Origin of the sequence: Breoghania corrubedonensis (assembly GCF_003053845.1) — a bacterium.
GTDB classification, from domain to species: domain Bacteria; phylum Pseudomonadota; class Alphaproteobacteria; order Rhizobiales; family Stappiaceae; genus Breoghania; species Breoghania corrubedonensis.
This window is the reverse complement of sequence record NZ_QAYG01000004.1, coordinates 265,868-285,810: the sequence shown is the minus strand read 5'-3', so window position 1 is coordinate 285,810 and position 19,943 is coordinate 265,868. Positions and strand designations below refer to the sequence as shown.

Below are 19,943 nucleotides of genomic sequence, written 5' to 3'. Positions count from 1 at the left end.
GCCGCCGTTGTTTCTTGCGCTCCTTGAGGTGCTGCGGTCCCGCACGGCGGCGATGGGGGCCGTTCAGAGGGGGCTTGTCGTGCTCAAACGACGAGGTTTTCTTCGCTCGCGGACAGCACCATGCGTGGAAGTTCCGTAAATCGGGAAGGGCCACACCGCAGGAACCCGCCGGCTCCGCGCGCTCTTCTCACGAGTGTTCCTCATCCTCAATTGCGTGCTCGCGACTGTCATGGCGCCATGTCGTCAGGTCATCTCCCCGTACACTTCCACCCGCTTGCCGCACAGGGGCCGCCGGGGCTATGTCAACGACGACGGTTGCCGCTGCCTGATGACGTGTGGCCGGCAAGGGGCGGTGGCGCGCGCGACATGAACGCCTTCGATCTCGCGAACGGGGCCGTTTTGACGTCGCCGTCATGTGTCCGCTGGATGCCGGCGACGAAGGGTTCCGGGCTCGCGCGCAGGAGCGGGGGACACGGCGGCCCTGCGGTTTGAGGAATTGTGATGCGATACCTGAAAGCGGCGGATCATCGCCGCATGGCCTGGAAGAACGGCAAAGGCGAAACAGCGGAAATCACCGTCTTTCCCGAAGACGCCGGGCTTGAGGAATTCGGCTGGCGGCTTTCAATGGCAACGGTCACCGAGCCGGGACCGTTCTCGAGTTTTGCGGACATCGACCGGGTGCTGGCGATCGTCGACGGCGATGGGCTCCGTTTGAGCATCGACGGCGATAGCGTGAACGTGACGCCGAAGGGTACGGCGGCCGCTTTCGCGGGCGATGCGGTGGTTGCGTCGGATCTCCTTGGCGGACCGGTAACCGATCTGAACCTGATGACCCGGCGGGGACAGTTTCGCGGCCGAATCGATCGGGTCGGGGGGAGTGAGAGGGCTGAAATCGTGCCGGAAGGTGCGGCATGCGTGATACTGGCGCTTGCCTCGTGCATGGTGGCGGGCGGTGGGGAGACCTTCGCGCTGGCCCGGCTCGACGTGGTCATGGCGGAGCGCTGGGAAGAGACGATGGTCGCGACGGGGCCGGATGGCCTCGATCTTCTCGTTGTCACCGTCCTTGAGGAGACTGCCGGCTCGCGTTGAACGCGGGTCGTCATCCACAACGCTTTGCGCCGGGCGATTGACCAACCTGCCCATGGGAGAATATGGCTAGGGACGGAACTGGTTCCGCCTTGCCGGCGGATGAAAAGGGAACGCGGTGCGATCGGGTTCGATCTAATCCGCGACTGCCCCCGCAACTGTAACCGGTGAGCTTCCTTTCGATTGGCCACTGGCCGCGCAAGCGGTCGGGAAGGTGAAAGGCAGGCGTTGACCCGGAAGTCAGGAGACCTGCCTTTTCCGGTCACCCAAGCTTGGATACGGGGTGTGTCCAGGCGCGGTCGTCCGTGGCGGTGACATCTGAAAAGTGTCGCCGCATGCGGAACCGGCCGGGGTTCCCCGCGCGTGAAAGCGCGTGTTTCTCACCGAGATCGAGACTGCCTGCGGTTTGTCGAAAACCCAACGGGACGACGGTTCGTCGTGCCGATGATTCAGGGCGGTCATGTACAAGATCATCGCAACCGCGGGCGTTCTCACGCTCGTTCTTCAATCCACAAGTGGTGCCCAGAGCTATACCGAAGATGTGCCTGTCGAGCTCGGCACGATCCTCGTCACCGCCGGGCGCACGCCGGTCGACAAGGACAAGTCGGGCCGGGCCTACACGGTCATCACCGCCAAAGAGCTTGAAGAGCAGAACGTGCGCTATGTCGCCGATGCCCTGCGCACCGTGCCGGGCTTTTCGGTTTCGCGCACCGGTTCGTATGGCGGGCAGACACAGGTGCGGGTGCGCGGTGCGGAATCCAATCACCTGCTCGTCATGATCGACGGGGTGGATGTCGGCGAAACGTCCACCGGCGAATACGATTTCAGTGGGCTCATCGTTGACGATATCGAGCGTATCGAGGTGCTGCGCGGTCCGCAAAGCGCGTTCTGGGGCTCCAACGCGACGGCCGGGGTCGTCAACATCATCACCAAGGGCGGTATTCGCGACGGTTTTGAGGGAACGGCGCGCACGGAAGCGGGCTCGGATGGTTCGTCGCTGGCAAGTCTGCTGATGCGTGGCGGCGGCGAGCGCTACGATCTCGCGCTGTCGGCCGCGCTGCGCAATACCGGCGGCTACAACGTCTCCGACTACGGCTCGGAGGACGACGGAGACCGCAACGCCACCTTGAACGGCAAGCTCAACGTCGATCTGACCGACTGGCTGAAGCTTGATGGAACGCTTCGATACGTCAACCGGCGCGGCGAGACCGATGGTCAGGATTTCACCTTTGGCAGCCCGACCTACGGCGAAGTGCTGGACACCGACGACGTGACCGCGATGGAGGAGTTTTCGGGCTCGCTCGGACTGACCCACACGTCGCTCAATGGGGCCTGGACGCAGAAGGCACGGTTCTCCGGCAGCGATGCGACCCGTGAAAACGAGGAAGACGGCGTGGTGACCTCCTCCACGAGGGGAAGCCGGATCAACGCACGCTACCAGTCGACCTATGCGTTCGATGCGCTCTCCTTGCTTGATGGGCACCACTCGCTCACCGGCGGGTACGAATGGGAGCGCGAGACGTTCCGGCCCTCCCACCTCGACCATGGTTTCAGCCGGGATGCCCATTCGCTGGTGGCGGAGTATCGGGGGGAGTTCCTCGATCGTTTCTATGTGAACGGCGCGGTGCGGCACGACTTCAACGACCGGTTCAAGGACGCGACCACCTTTTCCGTGGCGGGGGCATGGAAGTTCGTCGAAACGGGCACGCGGCTTCACGCCTCGCTCGGCTCGGGCATCACCAATCCGACCTTCTACGAACAGTACGGCTACACGCCTTCCACCTTTGTCGGCAATGCGGACCTGAAGCCGGAGGAGAGCCTGGGCTGGGATGCCGGCGTGGAGCAGGCCTTTTTCGACAGGCGCTTCGTTGTCGACGTGACCTATTTCAACCAGAACCTGACCAACGAGATCACGACGGTCTACGAGCTTGTCGGCGGGAGCTACGTCTCGACGCCGGTCAACCGGGAAGGCGAGAGTTTGCGCCAGGGTGTGGAGGTGACCGCGACCGCGCGGCTTCTCGATCGGCTGACCCTCAAGGCGACCTACACCTACACGGATGCGACGGAGCAGACGGAGGCGGGCGGTGCCCGGCTTGTCGAGGTGCGGCGGCCACGGCATATGGGCTCGCTCAATCTCGCCTATGCGTTTCTGGACAACCGGGCGCGGGTCTTCGGCGAGGCGATCTTCAACGGCACGACGGTGGACAACAACTACACGACCTCGCCATCCTCCCGCGCCGATCTCGCCGGATATACGCTCGTCAATGCGGGGGCGAAGTACCGGATCAACGATCGCTTCGAGGTCTATGGCCGGATCGACAACATGTTCGATGCCGACTACGAGGAGGTCTACGGCTACAACACGCAGGGCCGGGTCGCCTATGTCGGCGTGAAGGGACGCTTTTGAGAGCCTTGAGATATCTTGAAGCCGGGGCGGCCATGGTTGCCCTGGCCCTTTCCGGCCTGGCCCTGATTGGCAGCGCGGGGGTGCATGCGGCCGGCGCACCGGCGCGCGTCGTCTCCATCAACGTGTGTACCGACCAGCTCGCGATGCTGGTTGCGGAGACGGACCAACTTCATTCCGTCTCCTATCTGTCACGCGAGCCGCAGAACTCGGCCATGTCGGAAGAGGCGGCCGCCTATCCGCTCAATCACGGGCAGGCGGAAGAGGTGTTTCTGATGCGGCCGGATCTGGTTCTTGCCGGCACCTACACTCGGCGGGCGACGGTCGCTCTGCTCAAACGGCTCGGCTTTCAGGTGGAGCAGTTTCCGCCGGCCACCTCGTTTGACGACGTTCGCGCCAATCTGAGGCGTATGGGGACACTGCTCGCGCGGCCGGAGAGGGCCGAGGCGCTGGTGGCCGATCTCGACGCCGGGCTCGATCAGGCGCGGGCCACACGGTCGGGCCGTCGGGTGGCCTTGAGCTTTTCCAACAGCTACACGTCCGGCGTCGGCACGCTTTCCCAGGCCGTGCTCGATGCGGCGGGGCTCGACAACATCGCCGGCGAACTCGGCATCGAGGGGACGGAGCGGTTGCCGCTTGAAACGCTCATCATGGCCGATCCCGATCTGATCGTTTCCGGCGAGCGCGATTATGGTGCGCCCGCGCTTGCGGGTGAGAATTTCCGTCATCCCGCCTATCGTGCGCTTGCCCGGCGCAAGACCTTCGTGGCGGTTGCGACCAAGTACTGGGTGTGCGGCGGCCCGTTCACGCTGCAGGCGGTGCGCATCCTTCGTGAGGCCGCCACCGCTTCGCCATCACTTGCAAGGCACGGGGAATGAGTGAGATCGCCGCCTATCGGCTGCTGCTGGCGTCGCTTGCGTTGGCGACGGGCATCCTCTTCGCGCTGTCGCTGATGGTGGGGCCGGCGGGAATTGCGTTTTCCGACAGCCTGCGTGCGCTGGTTTTGGGCGGCGGCGGAGACGAAACGCGCGAGGCGATGGCGCTGGTGATGCGCGAGATCCGGTTGCCGCGCGCGCTCCTTGGCCTGGGTATTGGTGCCTCGCTGGGCTTGAGCGGCGCCGTCTTGCAGGGATTGTTGCGCAATCCTCTGGCCGAGCCGGGGCTCCTCGGTGTCAGCGCGTCGGCCTCGCTGGGCGCGGTTCTGGCGATCTATACGGGGCTTTCGGCCGCCGTGCCGCTGGGCCTGCCGCTTGCGGCGCTCGCGGGTGCGGTGATCGCCGTGCTCGTGGTCCAGGCGATGGCGGGCGGCGGCGGCACGCTCGCCATCATTCTCGCCGGCGTCGCGGTTTCCAGCTTCGCCGCGGCGATGACGTCGCTGACGCTCAATCTCTCGCCCAATCCGTTTGCGGCGCTGGAGATCGTGTTCTGGATGCTCGGCTCGCTCAGCGACCGCTCGATGACCCATGTGTGGCTCGCCGGGCCCTTCATCGTGGTCGGGTGTGTGGTTCTGTTCCGGCTCGGGCCGGCTCTTGATGCGCTGACGATCGGCAATGATGGGGCTCGCAGCCTCGGTGTCAATGTCGCGCGGGTGCGCTTGTTCGCAATCCTCGGCACGGCATCGGCCGTGGGCGGGGCGACGGCTGTGGCCGGAGCGATCGGGTTCGTCGGGCTTGTGGTGCCGCATCTGCTGAGACCGCTGGTCGGCGCGGTGCCCTCGCGGTTGCTGCCGGCAAGTGCGCTCGGTGGGGCGGTCATGGTGCTGGCCGCTGACGTCGCCGTCCGCCTCATCGCGCCGGATCGCGATCTCAAGCTCGGTGTGCTCACCTCCATTGTCGGAGCGCCGTTCTTCCTGTGGCTGGTCTGGCGCGCGCGGAGGGAACAGGCATGAGCCTGCTGAACCTTTCGGGGCTCTCCGTTTCCCTGGGTGGAGCCGAGGTCGTGAAGGATCTCGCGCTCGAAATCGCCGCTGGCGAATTCGTCGGGCTGATCGGGCCGAACGGGGCCGGCAAGTCGACACTGCTTCGCGCCGTGCTCGGGTCGATACGGTGCGAGGGAGAGATTTCGATGGATGGGCGGCGGGCGGCGGATCTGTCCGTCGGCGAGCGTGCCCGCCGGATCGCCTATCTGCCACAGGACCGCGAGATCGCCTGGCCGGTCGCCGTGGAGCGCGTCGTCGCCCTTGGCCGCATGCCGCATCGCCGGCCCGGTCCCGGGGATCTCACCGTGGCGGACCGTACGGTCGTGCGTCAGGCGATGGAGGCGGCGGATGTGGCGCATCTGGAAAAGCGGCGTGCCACGGACCTGTCCGGCGGTGAACGGGCCCGCGTTCTGATCGCCCGCGCGCTTGCCCAGTGCGCGCCGTTGCTGATGGCGGATGAGCCGACGGCCGGGCTCGATCCCGCGCATCAGATCGCCTGCATGCGCGTCTTCGCGGATCTGGCTGCGAATGGATCGAGCGTTCTGGCCTGCCTGCACGATCTCGGTCTGGCGGCACGCTGGTGCACGCGGATCATTCTGATGGCGCGGGGGCGCATCGTCGCGGACGGTGCGCCGAGAGACGTGCTCACCGCCGACAGACTGGCCGAGGTTTACGGCATCCGCGCGCATTTCGGCGAGGCGGAAGGGGGGATGGTGATCCAGCCGCTGGACCTCGTGGAGGACGTGCCTGCCCGGCTGCGGTGACCTCGCGGTGAGCATCTCCGTGGTCTTCGAAGTCATGTGTCGTGGAGACGAAAGGCAAGCCGGAAGGGCATTCGTCCGCCTGTCGTATGGTTCGCGCGCCTGGAATACCGTATGGTAAGTGTCGTCATTCAGACACCATTGACGCGTACAATGAGTGTATATACATTTCAGATCTATTTTATATTCTTTTAAGTGGTTCTTTTAAATGATATTGGATTCTGTCAGGCAATTGACGCCATACATGCGCGCGTATTCCGAGGAATTCGCCGATAGCGGTAACATCAACTGGTTGCCGTACACCATGTATTTCCACCCGTATAACTATGAATCGGACGTCGTGAATACGGATGCGACCGGCTTTCGCTATTCACACGCACGCGGTTCGCGTTATTCGCTCGGCGATCGTGACGGGATCGACGAAGTGCGGGTGATCGCGGGAAGTTCGACGGTGTTCGGGATCGGAGCAAGCGCGGACCGGCATACGCTGGCCTCGCGGCTCTCCGAAAACGATCCGCGCGCCGTGCCGTGGATCAATTTCGGCGGACGCAGCTTCAATTCCACGCAGGAGATGATCCTGTTCTCCCTCAACCGGCAGCATCTGCCGAAGGTGAAGGAGATTGTGCTCTTTTCCGGCTTTAACGATCTGGGCCTTGCGCGTTTGCCCGCGAGGTTGCGCCAGGAACACGGCGCGTTCTTCATGTGCAACGATTTCTTCGATGCCATGGGTGGGCGCAAGCAGTCGCGGTTCTCGTCCTGGTTCGGGGGAGGCCGCAAGGCGGCGGAGGAAGAGGGCAAAACCCCGACGCATGACGAACAGATCGATTATGCCGCGCGGCTGGTGCTTCGCAATCTCGCGAATTGGCGGGCCATGGCGAACGACATGGGAGCGGAACTGACCTTCGTTCTGCAACCGCTCGCCAACTGGGTCCGCAAGACCGGGACAGCGGAAGAAGAGGCCCTCTTCGCGGAACTGGAGAGGAAGGGGCGGTTCGCCGAGAATTACGGCGACATTCTGGAGGAGGACGCCTATCGCGCATATCGAGACCGGCTTCGCAGCGGGACACAAGACCTCGGCGTGCGGTTCATCGATATCGTGCCTCAAATTCGACAAAGCCTGCCGGAAGATTTCTGGCTGTTCGTCGACCGGATCCATTTTACCGATCAGGGGCACGACTGGATGGCGAATTTATTGCTGAAAGCACTTTTGCAAGAGAAGGGATAATCTCCATGCTGCGTTTCATCCATTTCATTAAGTCGTTGTTTGGCTTCAAGTCCGCAAGGAAGGCCAAGAAAAAGGACGCCACCATCTATCCGATGTTCTGAGCGTTTCCGGCCGAGCGTCCGGCGAGAGGAGGGACCTCGTCCGATCAGTGGCGCTGACTTGAATTCCGGTCCTTCAACTTCCGGGCTCCGGCCATTTATGGCCGATCTCCCGCGGCGCGGTCAGATAATGCGCTCCGTCGAGGGAGGACTTGCGCAAATTATTGCTTTTTATTGAGGCTTTTCATGTGGCGTCATGTTTTCGCGTACGCGATGAACCCCGAGGTTTATCTCGACGCGGACAATATCCGATCCCTTTTGCCGAAAGACTTGCCGGAAGAGGTGTCCTGCGATCTGCCGCTTGGCGAAAGGCTTGGCGCGTTGCGGATACGTGCGGAGGACCTGGCTGCCCGGTGGCGCGACCTGTTCGACACCTTGGATGCGGAGCGCGAGCGGGAAGCGGAAGCCGCCATCCTTGAGCAGACCGCGCCGCTGGCCTCCGCCTTCGGCGCCGCCTTGCAAGGGCTGAGCGCGCCTTGCGTTTTCGAGGATCCGGTCAATCTCCGTCTGATGGCTCTTCTTGCCGATGATATCGGTGTCGGCGCGCCCGAGCGCAGTCGTTTTGACCGCTTCCGCGACATCTGTCGGGCCTATGAGGTGACGTCTGTTGCGGGAAGCATCGCGCAGCTTTCAGATACGCGCGAGATCCGCGACGGCATGTTTCGACTACCGGCAACGATCTTCGCGATGAGCCGGCGTTCCGATGTGTTCGATTGCGAGCTGATCGGGCTCGACCTCGCCTGGCGCCATGTCGGGCTTCTGCCGGTCTGGGGTGATCTCCGCCTTGATGGCAAGCGCCGTCGGGCGCTGGATGTCTCGCTCGCCACCAGTATCGATCTGGTGCAGGGGCAGACGGCGAATGCTCTCGCGCTGGAAATCGGCGAGGAGATCGCCGGGGATCGCGTCAGGCGCGCACGTTTGTGCCATGGTATTTCGATCTTCGCCGTTCTGATGGAGGAGATGGACGCCCTTGCCCGGGCGATCGTGCGCTCGATCTCCGACCCCCGGCTCGCCATGGCCATTCTGGTGCAGGACAGGGCGCGCGAGGCGCGCGTCTATCATAGCGCGTTCAAGCTGGAAGGCCGTCCGCTCAGCGACTGGTTCGCGCAAAGTCAGGACGACCCGATGCCGCTCGTCGATGCGCTTGGACGTAGCCGGCTGATCCGGCCCGGCCAGCCGGAACGAAGTCAGCTGATCAACGGTCTGCTGCGTCCTGACGGGGCGATGTTCCGCATCTTCTCCCAGGCTGATATTGCCATCATCGCACGCTGGATCACGTCGCTGGCGCAAGAGGGCGAGAGGGAGCGCGCGGCGGAGACCGTCTTGCCGAAGGCGGTTCGCCTCAGCCCGGGCCGACAGCCGGTCGCCGCCGGCGATCTTGAGATCGGCGCGCGGCCGGGGGATATCCGCACCGCCTATTTCCTGCTTCAGGGCCGCGCGCTCGCGCCGCGTACGCGCCAGTTCGCCCTGGACTATTGCGCCTTCTGGCTCGATCTCGCCCGCCGCTCGGTCGATCGTTCGGACCGGTCGTTGCCGGGCGACTGGCGACCGGGCGAATTGCGCGAATGGCTTCAGACCTCCCACGACGCCCATGGCCGGGCATTCGAGGAGGCGCGGGATCAGGAATTTCCGAGCCGCGAGTCTGTGATCGAACAGACGGTGCAGCTGGCACCGCTGACACTCATCGACGGGGCCTGGCTTCAGGGCTTCACCGACGTCTCAATGGCGTCGAGCCGGTTCGGCGCACCGCTTTTCGAAACCTACTGGGACGAACTTGGCAACGGCGACTGGCAGATCAACCACCCCAAGATCTACCGCGACGTGCTCGCCGCGATGGCCGTGACGCTGCCACCGACGGGGTCGCGGGCCTTTGCCGAGGATCGGCGGATCGATGATGGCTCGTACCGGTTGCCGGTCTACTGGCTCGCCATCGGCAAGTTTCCGGTCACTTTCCGGCCGGAGATTTTGGGGCTCAATCTGGCGATGGAGCTTTCCGGCGTCGGCGGCAGCTACCGCAACGCGCGCGAATTCCTGAAACACCACGGCTTTCCGACGATCTTCGTCGATCTGCACAACACGATCGACAACGTCTCCAGCGGTCATTCCGCATGGGCGGCAGATGCGATCGACGCTTATGTGCAGTCGAGCCGCGACGTGGTGCCGGTGGCTGAAAGCTGGGCGCGGATCCGGGCCGGATACGAGTCGCTCGCGCCGCTTGTGGACGATCCCCGCGAACTCGATTTCTTCGCCCGCACATCGGCCGGAAAGCCGGGCAGGGGCGCCGCGCCGCCGGGCACCATCGACACCTTCCACCATCACCCGTTACGCGAGACGGAGACCGCCTCATGACGCAGTATCATCTTGGCATCTCGGCCTTCTATCACGACAGCGCGGCCGCCCTTGTGGGGGATGGGCGGATCGTTGCGGCCGCTCAGCAAGAGCGGTTCAGCCGCATCCGTCACGACAGCGGTTTTCCAGAAGATGCGATCCGCTATTGCCTGGCGACCGCCGGCATCCGGCTGGGCGACCTGTCCACGATCAATTACTACGAGGACCCGAAGCTGAAGCTTGGCCGCACGCTTTCCTCGTTCGCAAGCGCCGGCCCGGCCGGCCTTCCGGCCTTCCGCCACATCCTGCCGGAATGGATCCGCTGGAAAGGACGGGCGACGGACGTGGTGGCGCAGCGTCTCAAGGCGATGAACGACGGCGTTGCGGTAAAGGTCCTCAAGGGCGCGCATCACCGCTCGCATGCGGCCTCCGCCTTCTATCCCTCGCCGTTCGAGCGTGCCGCGGTGCTGTGCGTCGACGGGGTGGGCGAATGGCACACGACGACCATCTGGCACGGCAAGGGCCGCGATCTGACGCTCGCCAACGCGATTTCCTATCCCCACTCGCTGGGGCTGCTCTATTCGGCCTTCACCTATTTTTGCGGGTTCAAGGTCGATTCCGGCGAATACAAGTTGATGGGGCTGGCCCCCTATGGCCGGCCGATCCATGCCGACAAGATCCGAGACAACCTGATCGAGCTGCGCGACGACGGTTCGTTTTCGCTCAACATGGCGTATTTCGGGTTCCTCCAGGGGCAGCGCATGGTGGGCGAGCGGTTCGCTCGGCTGTTCGGACGGCCACGTCGGGAGCCGGAGAGCGAACTCACCCAGGGCGAATGCGATCTGGCGGCCTCTGTCCAGAAGGTCACGACGGAGGCCGTCATCGGGCTTGCGCGCGCGGCGAAGGCGATGACCGGCGAGAACAGGCTGTGCCTTGCCGGCGGTGTGGCGCTCAACTGTGTCGCCAACGGCGAGCTGTCGCGCGCGGGGCTGTTCGATGAAATCTGGATCCAGCCGGCGGCCGGCGATGCCGGTTGCGCGCTCGGCGTGGCGCTCGATCAGGACGTGCAACGGTCCGGCCGGCGTCTGCAGATCGTTCCGGGTCAGCACGATGCGATGCGCGGGGCTCTGCTCGGACCCTCCTATGACGATGACGACATCGCCAGCTTCCTGGAAGGACGTGGCGCACCGTATCGGCGTTTCGGCGAGGACCGAATGCTGGAGACCACGGCCGAGCATCTGGCCAAGGGCGGGGTTGTTGGGTGGTTCCAGGGGCGGATGGAATTCGGGCCCCGGTCGCTCGGCGCTCGCTCGATCATCGGCGATCCGCGCAATGTCGAGATGCAGAAGACGATGAACCTCAAGATCAAGTTCCGCGAATCCTTCCGCCCCTTTGCACCCGCCGTGCTGGCGGAGAAGGCGGACGACTATTTCGACATGCGCCAGGACAGCCCGTACATGCTCGTTGTCTCTCCCGTTCTGGAGAAATGGTGCCGGGAGACGAGCGAGCGCGGGCTTGGCTCCATCAATGAGGTGCGTTCCCAGTTGCCGGCGATAACCCATGTCGACAACTCCGCGCGCGTCCAGACCGTCCATGAGGAAACAAACCCGCAGTTCCACAGGCTGTTGCGGCGTTTTGAGGACAAGACGGGGTGTCCGGTGCTGGTGAACACCTCGTTTAACGTGCGCGGTGAGCCGATCGTCTGCACGCCGGAGGAGGCCTACACCTGTTTCATGCGGACGAACATGGACGTTCTGGTTCTCGGCAATTGCGTTCTCGTTAAGAACGATCAGCCGCCACTTGAAAACGACGTCGACTGGCGCAACGAAATCGCGCTCGATTGATATTGTGCTGCAGAAAAGGAGCGTATTATGCTCTCTCTCGTTAGTTCGATTTTTTACATTCTTCTCTTTTTGCCCGTTTGGGCCTTTCGCCGGGTTTTTGGCGTGAGCCGGTTTGAACGCCGGTTCCATGCGCGCAAGAGCACCTGGGATTCCCCGGTCCGTTTCGACACGTGATTTGGCAACAAGCAATTTGGATGACGTAAAGCGATGTCGGCAACTATCTACAAGAAGCTGAACGATACGCCGCTGCGCCTGACGGGCGGAGACCGTGTCTGGCTGCACGCGGACGGGCGCGCGCCGATCCTCGATACATGCGGCGGGGTGGTGGTCTCCAGTCTGGGCCATCGCCATCCGCGCATCCGTGCCGCGATGGCGCGGGAAGCGGAGAACGTCGCGTGGGCACATGCGGGCAGTTTCACCTGCGACGCGGCGGAGGAGCTGGCGGAACTGTTGATCGGCGAGGCCGGGCCGGGGCTTTCCCATGTCCAGTTCCTCTCCGGTGGATCGGAGGCGATGGAGCTGGCGGTGAAGGTCGCCTACCAGTATCACTGCGAGCGGGGCGAGCCGTCGCGCAAGCGCTTCATCTCGCGGCGCCAGAGCTATCACGGCAGCACGCTGGGCACGCTGGCGCTGTCGCACAATCCCGCCCGGCGTGGCGTGTTCGAGCCGCTTCTCGCCAAGACCTCGTTCGTTTCCGCGTGCAATGCCTATCGCGGCCAGAAGGCAGGCGAGAACGATGCTGCCTATGTCGCGCGGCTGGCGCGCGAACTCGACGATCGCATCACCTCGCTCGGGTCCGACACGGTCGCCGCCTTCGTCGCCGAACCGGTCGTCGGTTCGACCAACGGGGCGGTGCCGGCGGTGCCCGGCTATTTCAAGGCGATCCGCGAGGTTTGCAACCGTCACGGCGTGCTGCTCATCCTCGATGACGTGATGTCGGGCATGGGCCGCACCGGTCATCTCTATTCGCATTTCGAGGACGGCGTCGTTCCCGACATTGTCGCCATCGGCAAGGGGCTGGCGGCAGGCTACCAGCCGATCTCGGGGTATCTCGTTGCGCCGCACATTCACGAGGCGCTGCGCGCTGGTTCCGGCATTCTGCAGAACGGCCAGACCCATGTGAACCATCCTTTCGCCTGCGCGGTGGCGCTGGAAGTTCAAAAGACCATCCGCGACGACGGACTGATCGCGGCGGTGCGCCGGCAGGGCGCGCGGCTTCGCGCCGGGCTGGAGGCGATCGCGCGCAACCATCCCTTCATCGGCGATGTGCGCGGGCGCGGGCTTTTCCTGGGGATCGAATTCGTCGCCGACAAGAAAACCCGCGTGCCGCTGGCTGAGGGCGCCGCAATAGCCGCGCTGCTCAAGCGGACGGGTTTCGACAACGGGCTGCTGCTCTATCCAGGCTCCGGCACGGCGGACGGACGGGAGGGGTGTCACATCCTGTTCGGCCCGCCCTTCATCGCCAGCGATGATGAGATCGACGTACTGCTCGCCCGATTTGGCAAGGTTCTGGACACCGTTCTTGCGGATATGCGGCGTGTTGCCGCCGTCTCGCAGACCGTCGCGGAGCCTGTGGCCTAGGGCGTTTCGATTTAACCGTGAGTGATTGACTATCGAGGGTAATATTCATGACGATACCGAATTCCCATCCTGCTCCCACGCCGCAAAAGAACACCGACAAGGTTCTGCTTTCCGTCGTCGACATGGACTGGTGCGATCTGGGCGTTGCCTACGCGCGCGAGATGTTCACCAATCTGGAGGTGCTGTGCTGGGATACCGGCGATCCTGAGCCCGAGCACATCAAGGACTGGGAGGGCGACTGGATCATCTCCTATCGCGGCGACTACATCTTTCCTCAAGATGTCTTTCAGCGCGCGCGCAAGGGGGCGATCAACTTCCACCCGGCCCCGCCGAAATACCGCGGCCTTGGCAGCCAGCATTACGCGATCTACCAGGGCGACGAGACCTACGGCTCGACCTGCCATCATCTGGCGTCATCGGTCGACACTGGCGACATCGTCGACGTGGAGCACTTCACCATCTCGCCCGGCGAGACGGCCTCCTCGCTGCGCTATCAGGTGGGAGTGCATTGTCTTTCGCAGTTCGTCAGGCTGCTTTCCGACTACATCCTGCCGGGCCGGCCGCTGCCGCGCTCGCCGGAGCGCTGGGGCGAACGGCTGTACCGCCAGCGCGAGATCGACGCGTGGCTCGCCAAGACGAAGGCCGACATGCCCGATCACCGGAGTGTCGTATGATGGGCGAGGGACTTGCCGCTTTCCTGCCCAATCTGGCGATGGCGTTCGGGACCTATGTCGTGGGTACGTCGAGTCCGGGTCCCGCCAACATGGCGATCATGCGAAACGCCCTTTCGCACGGGCGTGCGGGGGGACTGGCGACGGCCTTCGGCGTGATTTCCGGATCGCTGATCTGGGGCATCGCGTGTGCTGTGGGACTGGGCGCGGCACTGGCGCGGATGCCGCAACTTCTGAACGCGCTCGGCGTCGTCGGGGGCTGCTATCTGATCTTCCTGGGCTGGAAAGCCCTGAAGACGGCGATGGCGGGCCGCCCGGCGGAACTGGGGGCTGCGTCCGATGCGGCGGGAAAGACAGGTCCGGGACACCGCAACCTTTATCTGTACGGGCTCGGCCTGCACCTGACCAATCCCAAGGCGATGCTGGTCTGGATGTCGATCATCGCCATCGGGTTGCCGGCCGGCGCGGATGATCTGCTGTTGCCGGTGGTGATCGTGGCGGGGTGCGCGACGCTGGGTGTGATCATCTTCTGCACCTACGCGCTGGTCTTTTCCGCTCCGGCCATGATGCGGGGCTACCTGCGGGCCACGGTGCCGATCAACCTCGTCATCGCCGTACTTTTCGCCGTCGCGGGCGCCGGGCTGGTGCTGAACTCGGTAAAGCCCGTGCTGGCGAGCCTGACCGGGTAGGGGCCTCGAATATCGGGGCCGCTCCCGCCGCAAAAGAGACCTGCAAGAGCCTACCGGCAGCGCAACGATTTCGCTGCCGGTAGTCCGAAGGCAATCGCGCTCCGGTCCCGTTCGACCGGAGCGCCGGATCACACGATCGTCGCCTCGGTGGCCGCGCGCAGTTCCTCTTCGGAAACGCCATCGGCCAGTTCCACAATCTTCAGTCCGCCCTCGACCACATCGAGAACGCCGAGATTGGTGATGATGCGATCGATCACGCCCGTGCCGGTGAGCGGCAGGGTGCAGGCCTTCAGCACCTTGCTCTCGCCGGCCTTGTTGGTGTGGTCCATCACCACGATGACCTTGCCGACGCCGGCCACAAGATCCATGGCGCCGCCCATGCCCTTGACCAGCTTGCCGGGGATCATCCAGTTCGCAAGGTCGCCATTCTCGGCGACTTCCATCGCACCGAGGATCGCGGCGGCAATCTTGCCGCCACGGATCATGCCGAACGACATGGCGCTGTCGAAATAGGCCGTGCGCGAGAGTTCGGTGATGGTCTGCTTGCCGGCATTGATCAGATCGGGGTCTTCCTCGCCCTCATAGGGAAAGGGGCCCATGCCGAGCATGCCGTTTTCCGACTGCAGCGTGATGTCCTTGTCGCCGACATAGTTGGCGACCAGCGTCGGGATGCCGATGCCGAGATTGACATACATGCCGTCTTCGAGTTCCTGCGCCGCGCGTGCGGCCATCTGATTGCGATCCCAGGGCATCAGGCTTCCTCCCGCTGGCGCACGGTGTGCTGTTCGATGCGTTTCTCGTGCGTGCCCTGAACGATGCGATGCACGTAGATGCCGGGCAGGTGGATGTGATCGGGATCGAGCGCGCCGGGCTCGACGATCTCCTCCACCTCCATCACGCAGATCTTGCCGCACATGGCGGCGGGCGGGTTGAAGTTGCGGGCGGTCTTGCGGAAGATCGCGTTGCCGGTGGTGTCGGCCTTCCAGGCCTTGACGATGGCGAGATCGGCGACGATGCCGCGTTCGAGGATGTATTCCTCGCCGTCGAAGACCTTCACTTCCTTGCCCTCGGCGATCTGCGTGCCGACGCCGGTCTTGGTGTAGAAGCCGGGAATGCCCGCGCCGCCGGCGCGCATGCGCTCGGCAAGGGTGCCCTGGGGGTTGAATTCCAGCTCCAGTTCGCCACCGAGATACTGGCGCATGAATTCCTTGTTCTCCCCGACATAGGAGGAGATCATCTTCTTGACCTGTTTGGTCTGGAGAAGGATGCCGATCCCGAAATCATCGACGCCGGCATTGTTGGAGGCGAAGGTCAGGTCCTTGGTGCCGGCATCCCTGATCGCCTGCAGCAACAATTCCGGAATGCCGCACAGTCCGAATCCTCCCGCTGCGATCATCATGCCGTCGAACAGCACGCCATCCAGGGCTTGCGCCGCTGAATCGTATACTTTTTTCATGAATCCTCCATTGGTTCCGCCCCAAGGCGAATGACGGGCCAGCGCATCCGGGCATGGCCCGTGGTGCCGGTTCCCGGCCATATATACGCAGAAAAGACATGTCCGGCCGTGCGGGGCAACCCTTTCCTTGCCAGATGCGGCGCGGGCGCACCCCGCGCACCGGATGCCGCGGCGAGAACTCCCCGTTCCGCCGTGAATGCGCCAATCGATGTCTCGCCGCTTCATGCGCAAGGTCTTGCGGCCATCGTCCGGGCTTTCGTGTTTCGCGGCGGGGGAAATCTCCGCGTGATCTTGTCACAATCGGGCGAAAAAATTTTACACGAGTAAAATCCGATGCTATCAGGCGCAGGCTACCTCGGGGAGGATGTTGAGTGACAAGCTGGCCGTCCTCCAAAGTATAACGAAGGGAGGAACGATGTTCATTCCACGAGTTCTGAAATGTGCGCTGATCTCCGGCGCGGCCCTGTTTGCTGCCACATCCGTCTGGGCCGACGGCATCGGCGCGTCGCTTCTCACCCAGCAGCATCCGTTCTATATCGAGCTTGCCAACGCAATGAAGGCGGAAGCTTCGGAAAAGAACGTCCCGCTGGAAATCTCGATCGCCAATCAGGATCTGAGCAAGCAGCTTGCCGACGTTGAAGACTTCATCGTGAAGGGCGTGGACGTCATCGTCATCTCGCCCGTCGACAGCCAGGGCGTGCTGCCGGCGATCATGAAGGCGAAGAATGCCGGCATCAAGGTTCTCACCGTCGATGTGCCGGCCAAGGGCGTCGACGTGACCTCCTACATCGGCACGGACAACTATGCCGGCGGCGTCAAGGCCGGCAAGCTCATGGCCGAGGTTCTGGACGGCAAGGGCAAGGTCGCTATCATCGACTATCCGACGGTTCAGTCCGTGGTCGCCCGTGTGGAAGGCTTCAAGAAGGCGCTCGAAGCGTACCCGGATATCGAGATCGTCGCCCAGCAGACCGGTATCACCCGCGCCGAGGCGCTGGCGGTTGCCCAGAACATGCTTCAGGCACACCCCGACATCACCGGCATCTTCGGCTTCGGCGACGACGCCGCGCTGGCCGCAGCCGTTGCGGTGAAGTCGCAGGGGCTTCAGGATCAGGTGAAGGTCATCGGGTTCGACGGCATGGAAGAGGCGCGCAACGCCGTGGACAATGACCCCGTCATGGTCGGCGTCATCCAGCAGTTTCCCGACCAGATGGGCAAGCAGGCCGTCGACACCGCGATCAAGGTGATGAACGGCGAGGATGTCCCCGCCGAGCAGCCGATCGAGCCGGGTGTCTATACCGGCAAGTAAGTCCGCTGCTCCAAATTCTGCCCTCCGCGCCGGGTTAGCGTATCCGGTGGCGGAGGGCTTTTCATATCAGATCAATGTGAGGGTGCCCGGAGTGACCGAGACCCCGGACGACATCGTTCTGTCGCTGCGCGATGTGAAGAAGACATTCGGACCGATCGTGGCCATCAAGCAAATGCAACTTGATGTGCGACGGGGGCGGGTTCACACGCTGCTTGGCGAGAATGGCGCGGGCAAGTCCACGCTGATGAAGATTCTCGCCGGCGTGCAACCCGCCACCGAAGGCACGATCCTTCTCGATGGCACACCCTTTGCGCCGAAGTCGCCGCAAGAGGCCGCAAAACATGGTCTGGCGATCGTGTTTCAGGAGCTGAGCCTCGTGAACACGCTCACCGTTGCCGAGAACATTCTTGCGAACCGCGAGCCGAACCGGTTCGGCTTCATATCGGATCGCAAGCTGATCGAGCGGGCGGAGACGCTGGTGCGCGAGCTCGGCCTGCCCATCGATGTGCGCGCCCGTGTCGGCGATCTCTCCATCGCCCAGCGCCAGCTCGTGGAGATCGCCAAGGGGCTCAGCCACGATGCCCAGATCGTGATCCTCGATGAGCCCACATCGTCGCTGTCGGACGCGGAAGCCGAGATCCTGTTCAAGATCATCGGCCGGCTGACCGAGGCGGGCAAGGCGGTGATCTACATCTCCCACCGCATGGAAGAGATCATGCGGTTGTCTGACGACATCACGGTGATGCGCGACGGCGCGTATGTCGCGACGCTGGAAAAGAACGAGACCTCAATCGACGCGCTGATCGCCCTGATGGTCGGTCGCCAGATGAACGAGATCTACCCGCCACGCATCGGCGAGGAGCCGGGAGACGACGTGGCGCCGGTGCTGGAAGTGGAGCACCTTTCCAGCGGGCGCGCCTTCGTTGATGTGAGCTTTTCGGTCAGGCCCGGTGAAATCCTCGGATTCTTCGGTCTGGTCGGCGCAGGGCGCTCCGATGTCATGAAGGCGCTGTTCGGCATGCGCTGGTACGAAGGCACGATCCGGCTCGACGGCAAGGAGGTGGACCTGAAAGATCCATCCGAAGCCATCCGCCATGGCATCGGCTTCGTGACCGAGAATCGCAAGGAAGAGGGCCTCGTGCTGGCTCATTCGTTGCGCAACAACATCACGATGGCTGCCCTCGGCGGCGTTTCCTCCGGCGGCTTCCTGAGCCGGCATCGCGAGAGGCAGCGCGCGGAGGAAGAAAGCACGCGGCTTGGCGTGCGCACCGCATCCATCGAGACGATCGCCGGCACCTTGTCGGGCGGTAACCAGCAGAAGGTCGTGCTGGCCAAATGGCTGATGACCCGTCCGCGGGTCCTGATCCTCGATGAGCCGACGCGCGGCGTCGATGTCGGAGCCAAGTTCGAGATCTATCGCATCATCCGGCAACTGGCGGCAGAAGGCACGGCGATCATCATGGTTTCCTCGGAACTGCCCGAGGTGCTGGGAATGTCGAGCCGTGTGGCGATCATGTCCAGAAAGCACCTGCAGGCAATCGCGCCGCGCGCCGACCTGACGCCGGAACGCGTCATGAGCTTTGCTACGGGACAGAACAAATGACCGAGACAACCGTCTACAAGGCCGATCCCATGGCCACCCTCAAGACCATGATGCGCCAGTATGGCGGCATCTTCCTCGCGCTCGTCGTGCTGTGCGTCATCTTCTCGCTCGCCAATCCGCGCTTCATGTCGGTGGCGAACCTGATGAACATCCTGCAGCAGGTCGCGGTGATCGCCATCGCCGCCTTCGGCATGACCTGGGTGATCCTGCTGGGGGAGATCGATCTGTCCGTCGGCTCCATCATCGCGGTCGCCGGCATGGTCGGCGCGCAGGTCATCGGTCTGGGCTGGGGCTTCGTTCCAGCGCTCATGCTCACGCTCGTCTCCGGCATCCTGATGGGAGCGCTGAACGGGGTGCTGACGGCCAAGCTGTTGTTACCGTCGTTCATCGTCACCGTGGCCACCATGAGCATCTTCCGTGGCATGGTGAGCCTGCCGACCAACGGCGCCCCGGCGATGATCATGGATCCGACCTGGACCGCCATCGGCGCGAAGAGCTTCATCGGCGTGCCGATCATCATCTGGATCGTGATCGGGCTGTTCATCGCCAACCACATCCTGCTGTCCAAGACCACCTTCGGCCGCAAGACCTATCTGACCGGCGGCAACCGCGAGGCGGCGCTCTATTCCGGCATCAAGGTCGACCGGATGAAGATCCTGATCTTCATGATCTCCGGCCTGATGGCCTCGATCTCCGGCATCCTGCTGTCCTCGCGCCTCTATTCGGCGCAGACGAACGCCGGCATGAGCTATGAGCTCGACGCCATCGCCGCCGCCGTTCTGGGCGGCACGTCGCTTTCCGGCGGCACCGGCTCGATGATCGGAACGCTGATCGGCGCGCTGATCATCGGCGCGCTCAACAACGGCATGAACATGCTTTCCGTTCCCTATTTCTATCAGCTGATTGTCAAGGGGCTCGTCATCCTCCTGGCCGTCTGGCTCGACGTGCGCTCGAAGCGGCGGAAGGTCTGAAC

At 63.6% G+C, this 19,943-nt stretch carries 16 protein-coding genes and 1 riboswitch; of the genes, 14 read left to right on the top strand and 2 right to left on the bottom strand.

All coding sequences use genetic code 11. From position 1 onward, the window contains the following. The first annotated feature begins 501 nt into the window (after window positions 1-501). The 11 genes from C8N35_RS13490 (at window position 502) to C8N35_RS13440 (ending at window position 14,605) form a co-directional block, all read left to right on the top strand. A complete protein-coding gene (locus C8N35_RS13490; RefSeq protein WP_107990218.1) occupies window positions 502-1,089 on the top strand; it encodes a HutD/Ves family protein in 588 nt (195 codons plus the stop codon). Window positions 1,090-1,151: 62 nt separating this feature from the next. Further along, window positions 1,152-1,357: riboswitch (cobalamin riboswitch) on the top strand. A gap of 189 nt (window positions 1,358-1,546) precedes the next feature. After that, window positions 1,547-3,493: a TonB-dependent receptor plug domain-containing protein gene (locus C8N35_RS13485; protein WP_107990217.1), complete on the top strand. Its 1,947-nt coding sequence runs from the start codon at window positions 1,547-1,549 to the stop codon at window positions 3,491-3,493. 32 nt (window positions 3,494-3,525) lie between these two features. Beyond that, on the top strand, window positions 3,526-4,368 hold the full coding sequence (locus tag C8N35_RS13480; RefSeq protein ID WP_107990216.1) for an ABC transporter substrate-binding protein: 843 nt from the start codon (window positions 3,526-3,528) through the stop codon (window positions 4,366-4,368). Then, a complete protein-coding gene (locus C8N35_RS13475) occupies window positions 4,365-5,378 on the top strand; it encodes a FecCD family ABC transporter permease (protein WP_107990215.1) in 1,014 nt (337 codons plus the stop codon). The genes C8N35_RS13480 and C8N35_RS13475 overlap by 4 nt, the downstream gene beginning before the upstream one ends. Further along, entirely contained in the window at window positions 5,375-6,172 is a 798-nt protein-coding gene (locus C8N35_RS13470) for an ABC transporter ATP-binding protein (protein WP_107990214.1), read from the top strand. Before C8N35_RS13475 ends, C8N35_RS13470 begins: the two co-directional genes overlap by 4 nt. Before the next feature lie 241 nt (window positions 6,173-6,413). Further along, window positions 6,414-7,394 carry an SGNH/GDSL hydrolase family protein gene (locus C8N35_RS13465; protein ID WP_210203519.1) on the top strand — a complete coding sequence of 327 codons (981 nt, stop codon included), beginning with the start codon at window positions 6,414-6,416 and terminating at the stop codon, window positions 7,392-7,394. Window positions 7,395-7,678: 284 nt separating this feature from the next. Continuing rightward, window positions 7,679-9,841, top strand: coding sequence for an iron-containing redox enzyme family protein (locus C8N35_RS13460; RefSeq protein ID WP_107990212.1), 2,163 nt, complete (start codon window positions 7,679-7,681; stop codon window positions 9,839-9,841). Continuing rightward, on the top strand, window positions 9,838-11,664 hold the full coding sequence (locus C8N35_RS13455) for a carbamoyltransferase family protein (protein WP_107990211.1): 1,827 nt from the start codon (window positions 9,838-9,840) through the stop codon (window positions 11,662-11,664). Before C8N35_RS13460 ends, C8N35_RS13455 begins: the two co-directional genes overlap by 4 nt. Window positions 11,665-11,871: 207 nt before the next feature. Continuing rightward, window positions 11,872-13,245: an aspartate aminotransferase family protein gene (locus C8N35_RS13450; protein ID WP_107990210.1), complete on the top strand. Its 1,374-nt coding sequence runs from the start codon at window positions 11,872-11,874 to the stop codon at window positions 13,243-13,245. Between the two features lie 47 nt (window positions 13,246-13,292). Next, a complete protein-coding gene (locus tag C8N35_RS13445; RefSeq protein ID WP_107990209.1) occupies window positions 13,293-13,919 on the top strand; it encodes a formyltransferase family protein in 627 nt (208 codons plus the stop codon). Beyond that, window positions 13,916-14,605, top strand: coding sequence for a LysE family translocator (locus C8N35_RS13440; protein WP_107990208.1), 690 nt, complete (start codon window positions 13,916-13,918; stop codon window positions 14,603-14,605). The genes C8N35_RS13445 and C8N35_RS13440 overlap by 4 nt, the downstream gene beginning before the upstream one ends. 128 nt (window positions 14,606-14,733) lie before the next feature. Here C8N35_RS13440 and C8N35_RS13435 read toward each other — a convergent pair whose 3' ends face one another. Then, window positions 14,734-15,357, bottom strand: a complete 624-nt coding sequence (locus C8N35_RS13435) for a CoA transferase subunit B (protein WP_107990207.1) — start codon at window positions 15,355-15,357, stop codon at window positions 14,734-14,736. Then, window positions 15,357-16,061 (bottom strand): CoA transferase subunit A, encoded by a 705-nt coding sequence (locus C8N35_RS13430; RefSeq protein WP_107990206.1) that lies wholly within the window; start codon window positions 16,059-16,061, stop codon window positions 15,357-15,359. The genes C8N35_RS13435 and C8N35_RS13430 overlap by 1 nt, the downstream gene beginning before the upstream one ends. 415 nt (window positions 16,062-16,476) lie before the next feature. On the opposite strand from C8N35_RS13430, the gene C8N35_RS13425 reads away from it, so the two are divergent. From C8N35_RS13425 to C8N35_RS13415, 3 genes are all read left to right on the top strand, one after another. Then, entirely contained in the window at window positions 16,477-17,367 is an 891-nt protein-coding gene (locus C8N35_RS13425; RefSeq protein ID WP_107990205.1) for a substrate-binding domain-containing protein, read from the top strand. A 91-nt stretch (window positions 17,368-17,458) separates the two neighbouring features. Then, the gene (locus C8N35_RS13420) at window positions 17,459-18,970 is read left to right on the top strand and encodes a sugar ABC transporter ATP-binding protein (RefSeq protein WP_245926784.1); all 1,512 of its coding nucleotides are present in this window, start codon (window positions 17,459-17,461) and stop codon (window positions 18,968-18,970) included. Continuing rightward, the gene (locus C8N35_RS13415; protein ID WP_245926783.1) at window positions 18,967-19,941 is read left to right on the top strand and encodes an ABC transporter permease; all 975 of its coding nucleotides are present in this window, start codon (window positions 18,967-18,969) and stop codon (window positions 19,939-19,941) included. The genes C8N35_RS13420 and C8N35_RS13415 overlap by 4 nt, the downstream gene beginning before the upstream one ends. Window positions 19,942-19,943: the final 2 nt, after the last annotated feature.

Bases quoted from the DNA above. Each gene is read 5' to 3' on its own strand.
- C8N35_RS13490 (WP_107990218.1), top strand. From the start codon at position 502: ATGCGATACCTGAAAGCGGCGGATCATCGCCGCATGGCCTGGAAGAAC.
- C8N35_RS13485 (WP_107990217.1), top strand. From the start codon at position 1,547: ATGTACAAGATCATCGCAACCGCGGGCGTTCTCACGCTCGTTCTTCAA.
- C8N35_RS13480 (WP_107990216.1), top strand. From the start codon at position 3,526: ATGGTTGCCCTGGCCCTTTCCGGCCTGGCCCTGATTGGCAGCGCGGGG.
- C8N35_RS13475 (WP_107990215.1), top strand. From the start codon at position 4,365: ATGAGTGAGATCGCCGCCTATCGGCTGCTGCTGGCGTCGCTTGCGTTG.
- C8N35_RS13470 (WP_107990214.1), top strand. From the start codon at position 5,375: ATGAGCCTGCTGAACCTTTCGGGGCTCTCCGTTTCCCTGGGTGGAGCC.
- C8N35_RS13465 (WP_210203519.1), top strand. From the start codon at position 6,414: ATGCGCGCGTATTCCGAGGAATTCGCCGATAGCGGTAACATCAACTGG.
- C8N35_RS13460 (WP_107990212.1), top strand. From the start codon at position 7,679: ATGTGGCGTCATGTTTTCGCGTACGCGATGAACCCCGAGGTTTATCTC.
- C8N35_RS13455 (WP_107990211.1), top strand. From the start codon at position 9,838: ATGACGCAGTATCATCTTGGCATCTCGGCCTTCTATCACGACAGCGCG.
- C8N35_RS13450 (WP_107990210.1), top strand. From the start codon at position 11,872: ATGTCGGCAACTATCTACAAGAAGCTGAACGATACGCCGCTGCGCCTG.
- C8N35_RS13445 (WP_107990209.1), top strand. From the start codon at position 13,293: ATGACGATACCGAATTCCCATCCTGCTCCCACGCCGCAAAAGAACACC.
- C8N35_RS13440 (WP_107990208.1), top strand. From the start codon at position 13,916: ATGATGGGCGAGGGACTTGCCGCTTTCCTGCCCAATCTGGCGATGGCG.
- C8N35_RS13435 (WP_107990207.1), bottom strand. From the start codon at position 15,357: ATGCCCTGGGATCGCAATCAGATGGCCGCACGCGCGGCGCAGGAACTC.
- C8N35_RS13430 (WP_107990206.1), bottom strand. From the start codon at position 16,061: ATGAAAAAAGTATACGATTCAGCGGCGCAAGCCCTGGATGGCGTGCTG.
- C8N35_RS13425 (WP_107990205.1), top strand. From the start codon at position 16,477: ATGTTCATTCCACGAGTTCTGAAATGTGCGCTGATCTCCGGCGCGGCC.
- C8N35_RS13415 (WP_245926783.1), top strand. From the start codon at position 18,967: ATGACCGAGACAACCGTCTACAAGGCCGATCCCATGGCCACCCTCAAG.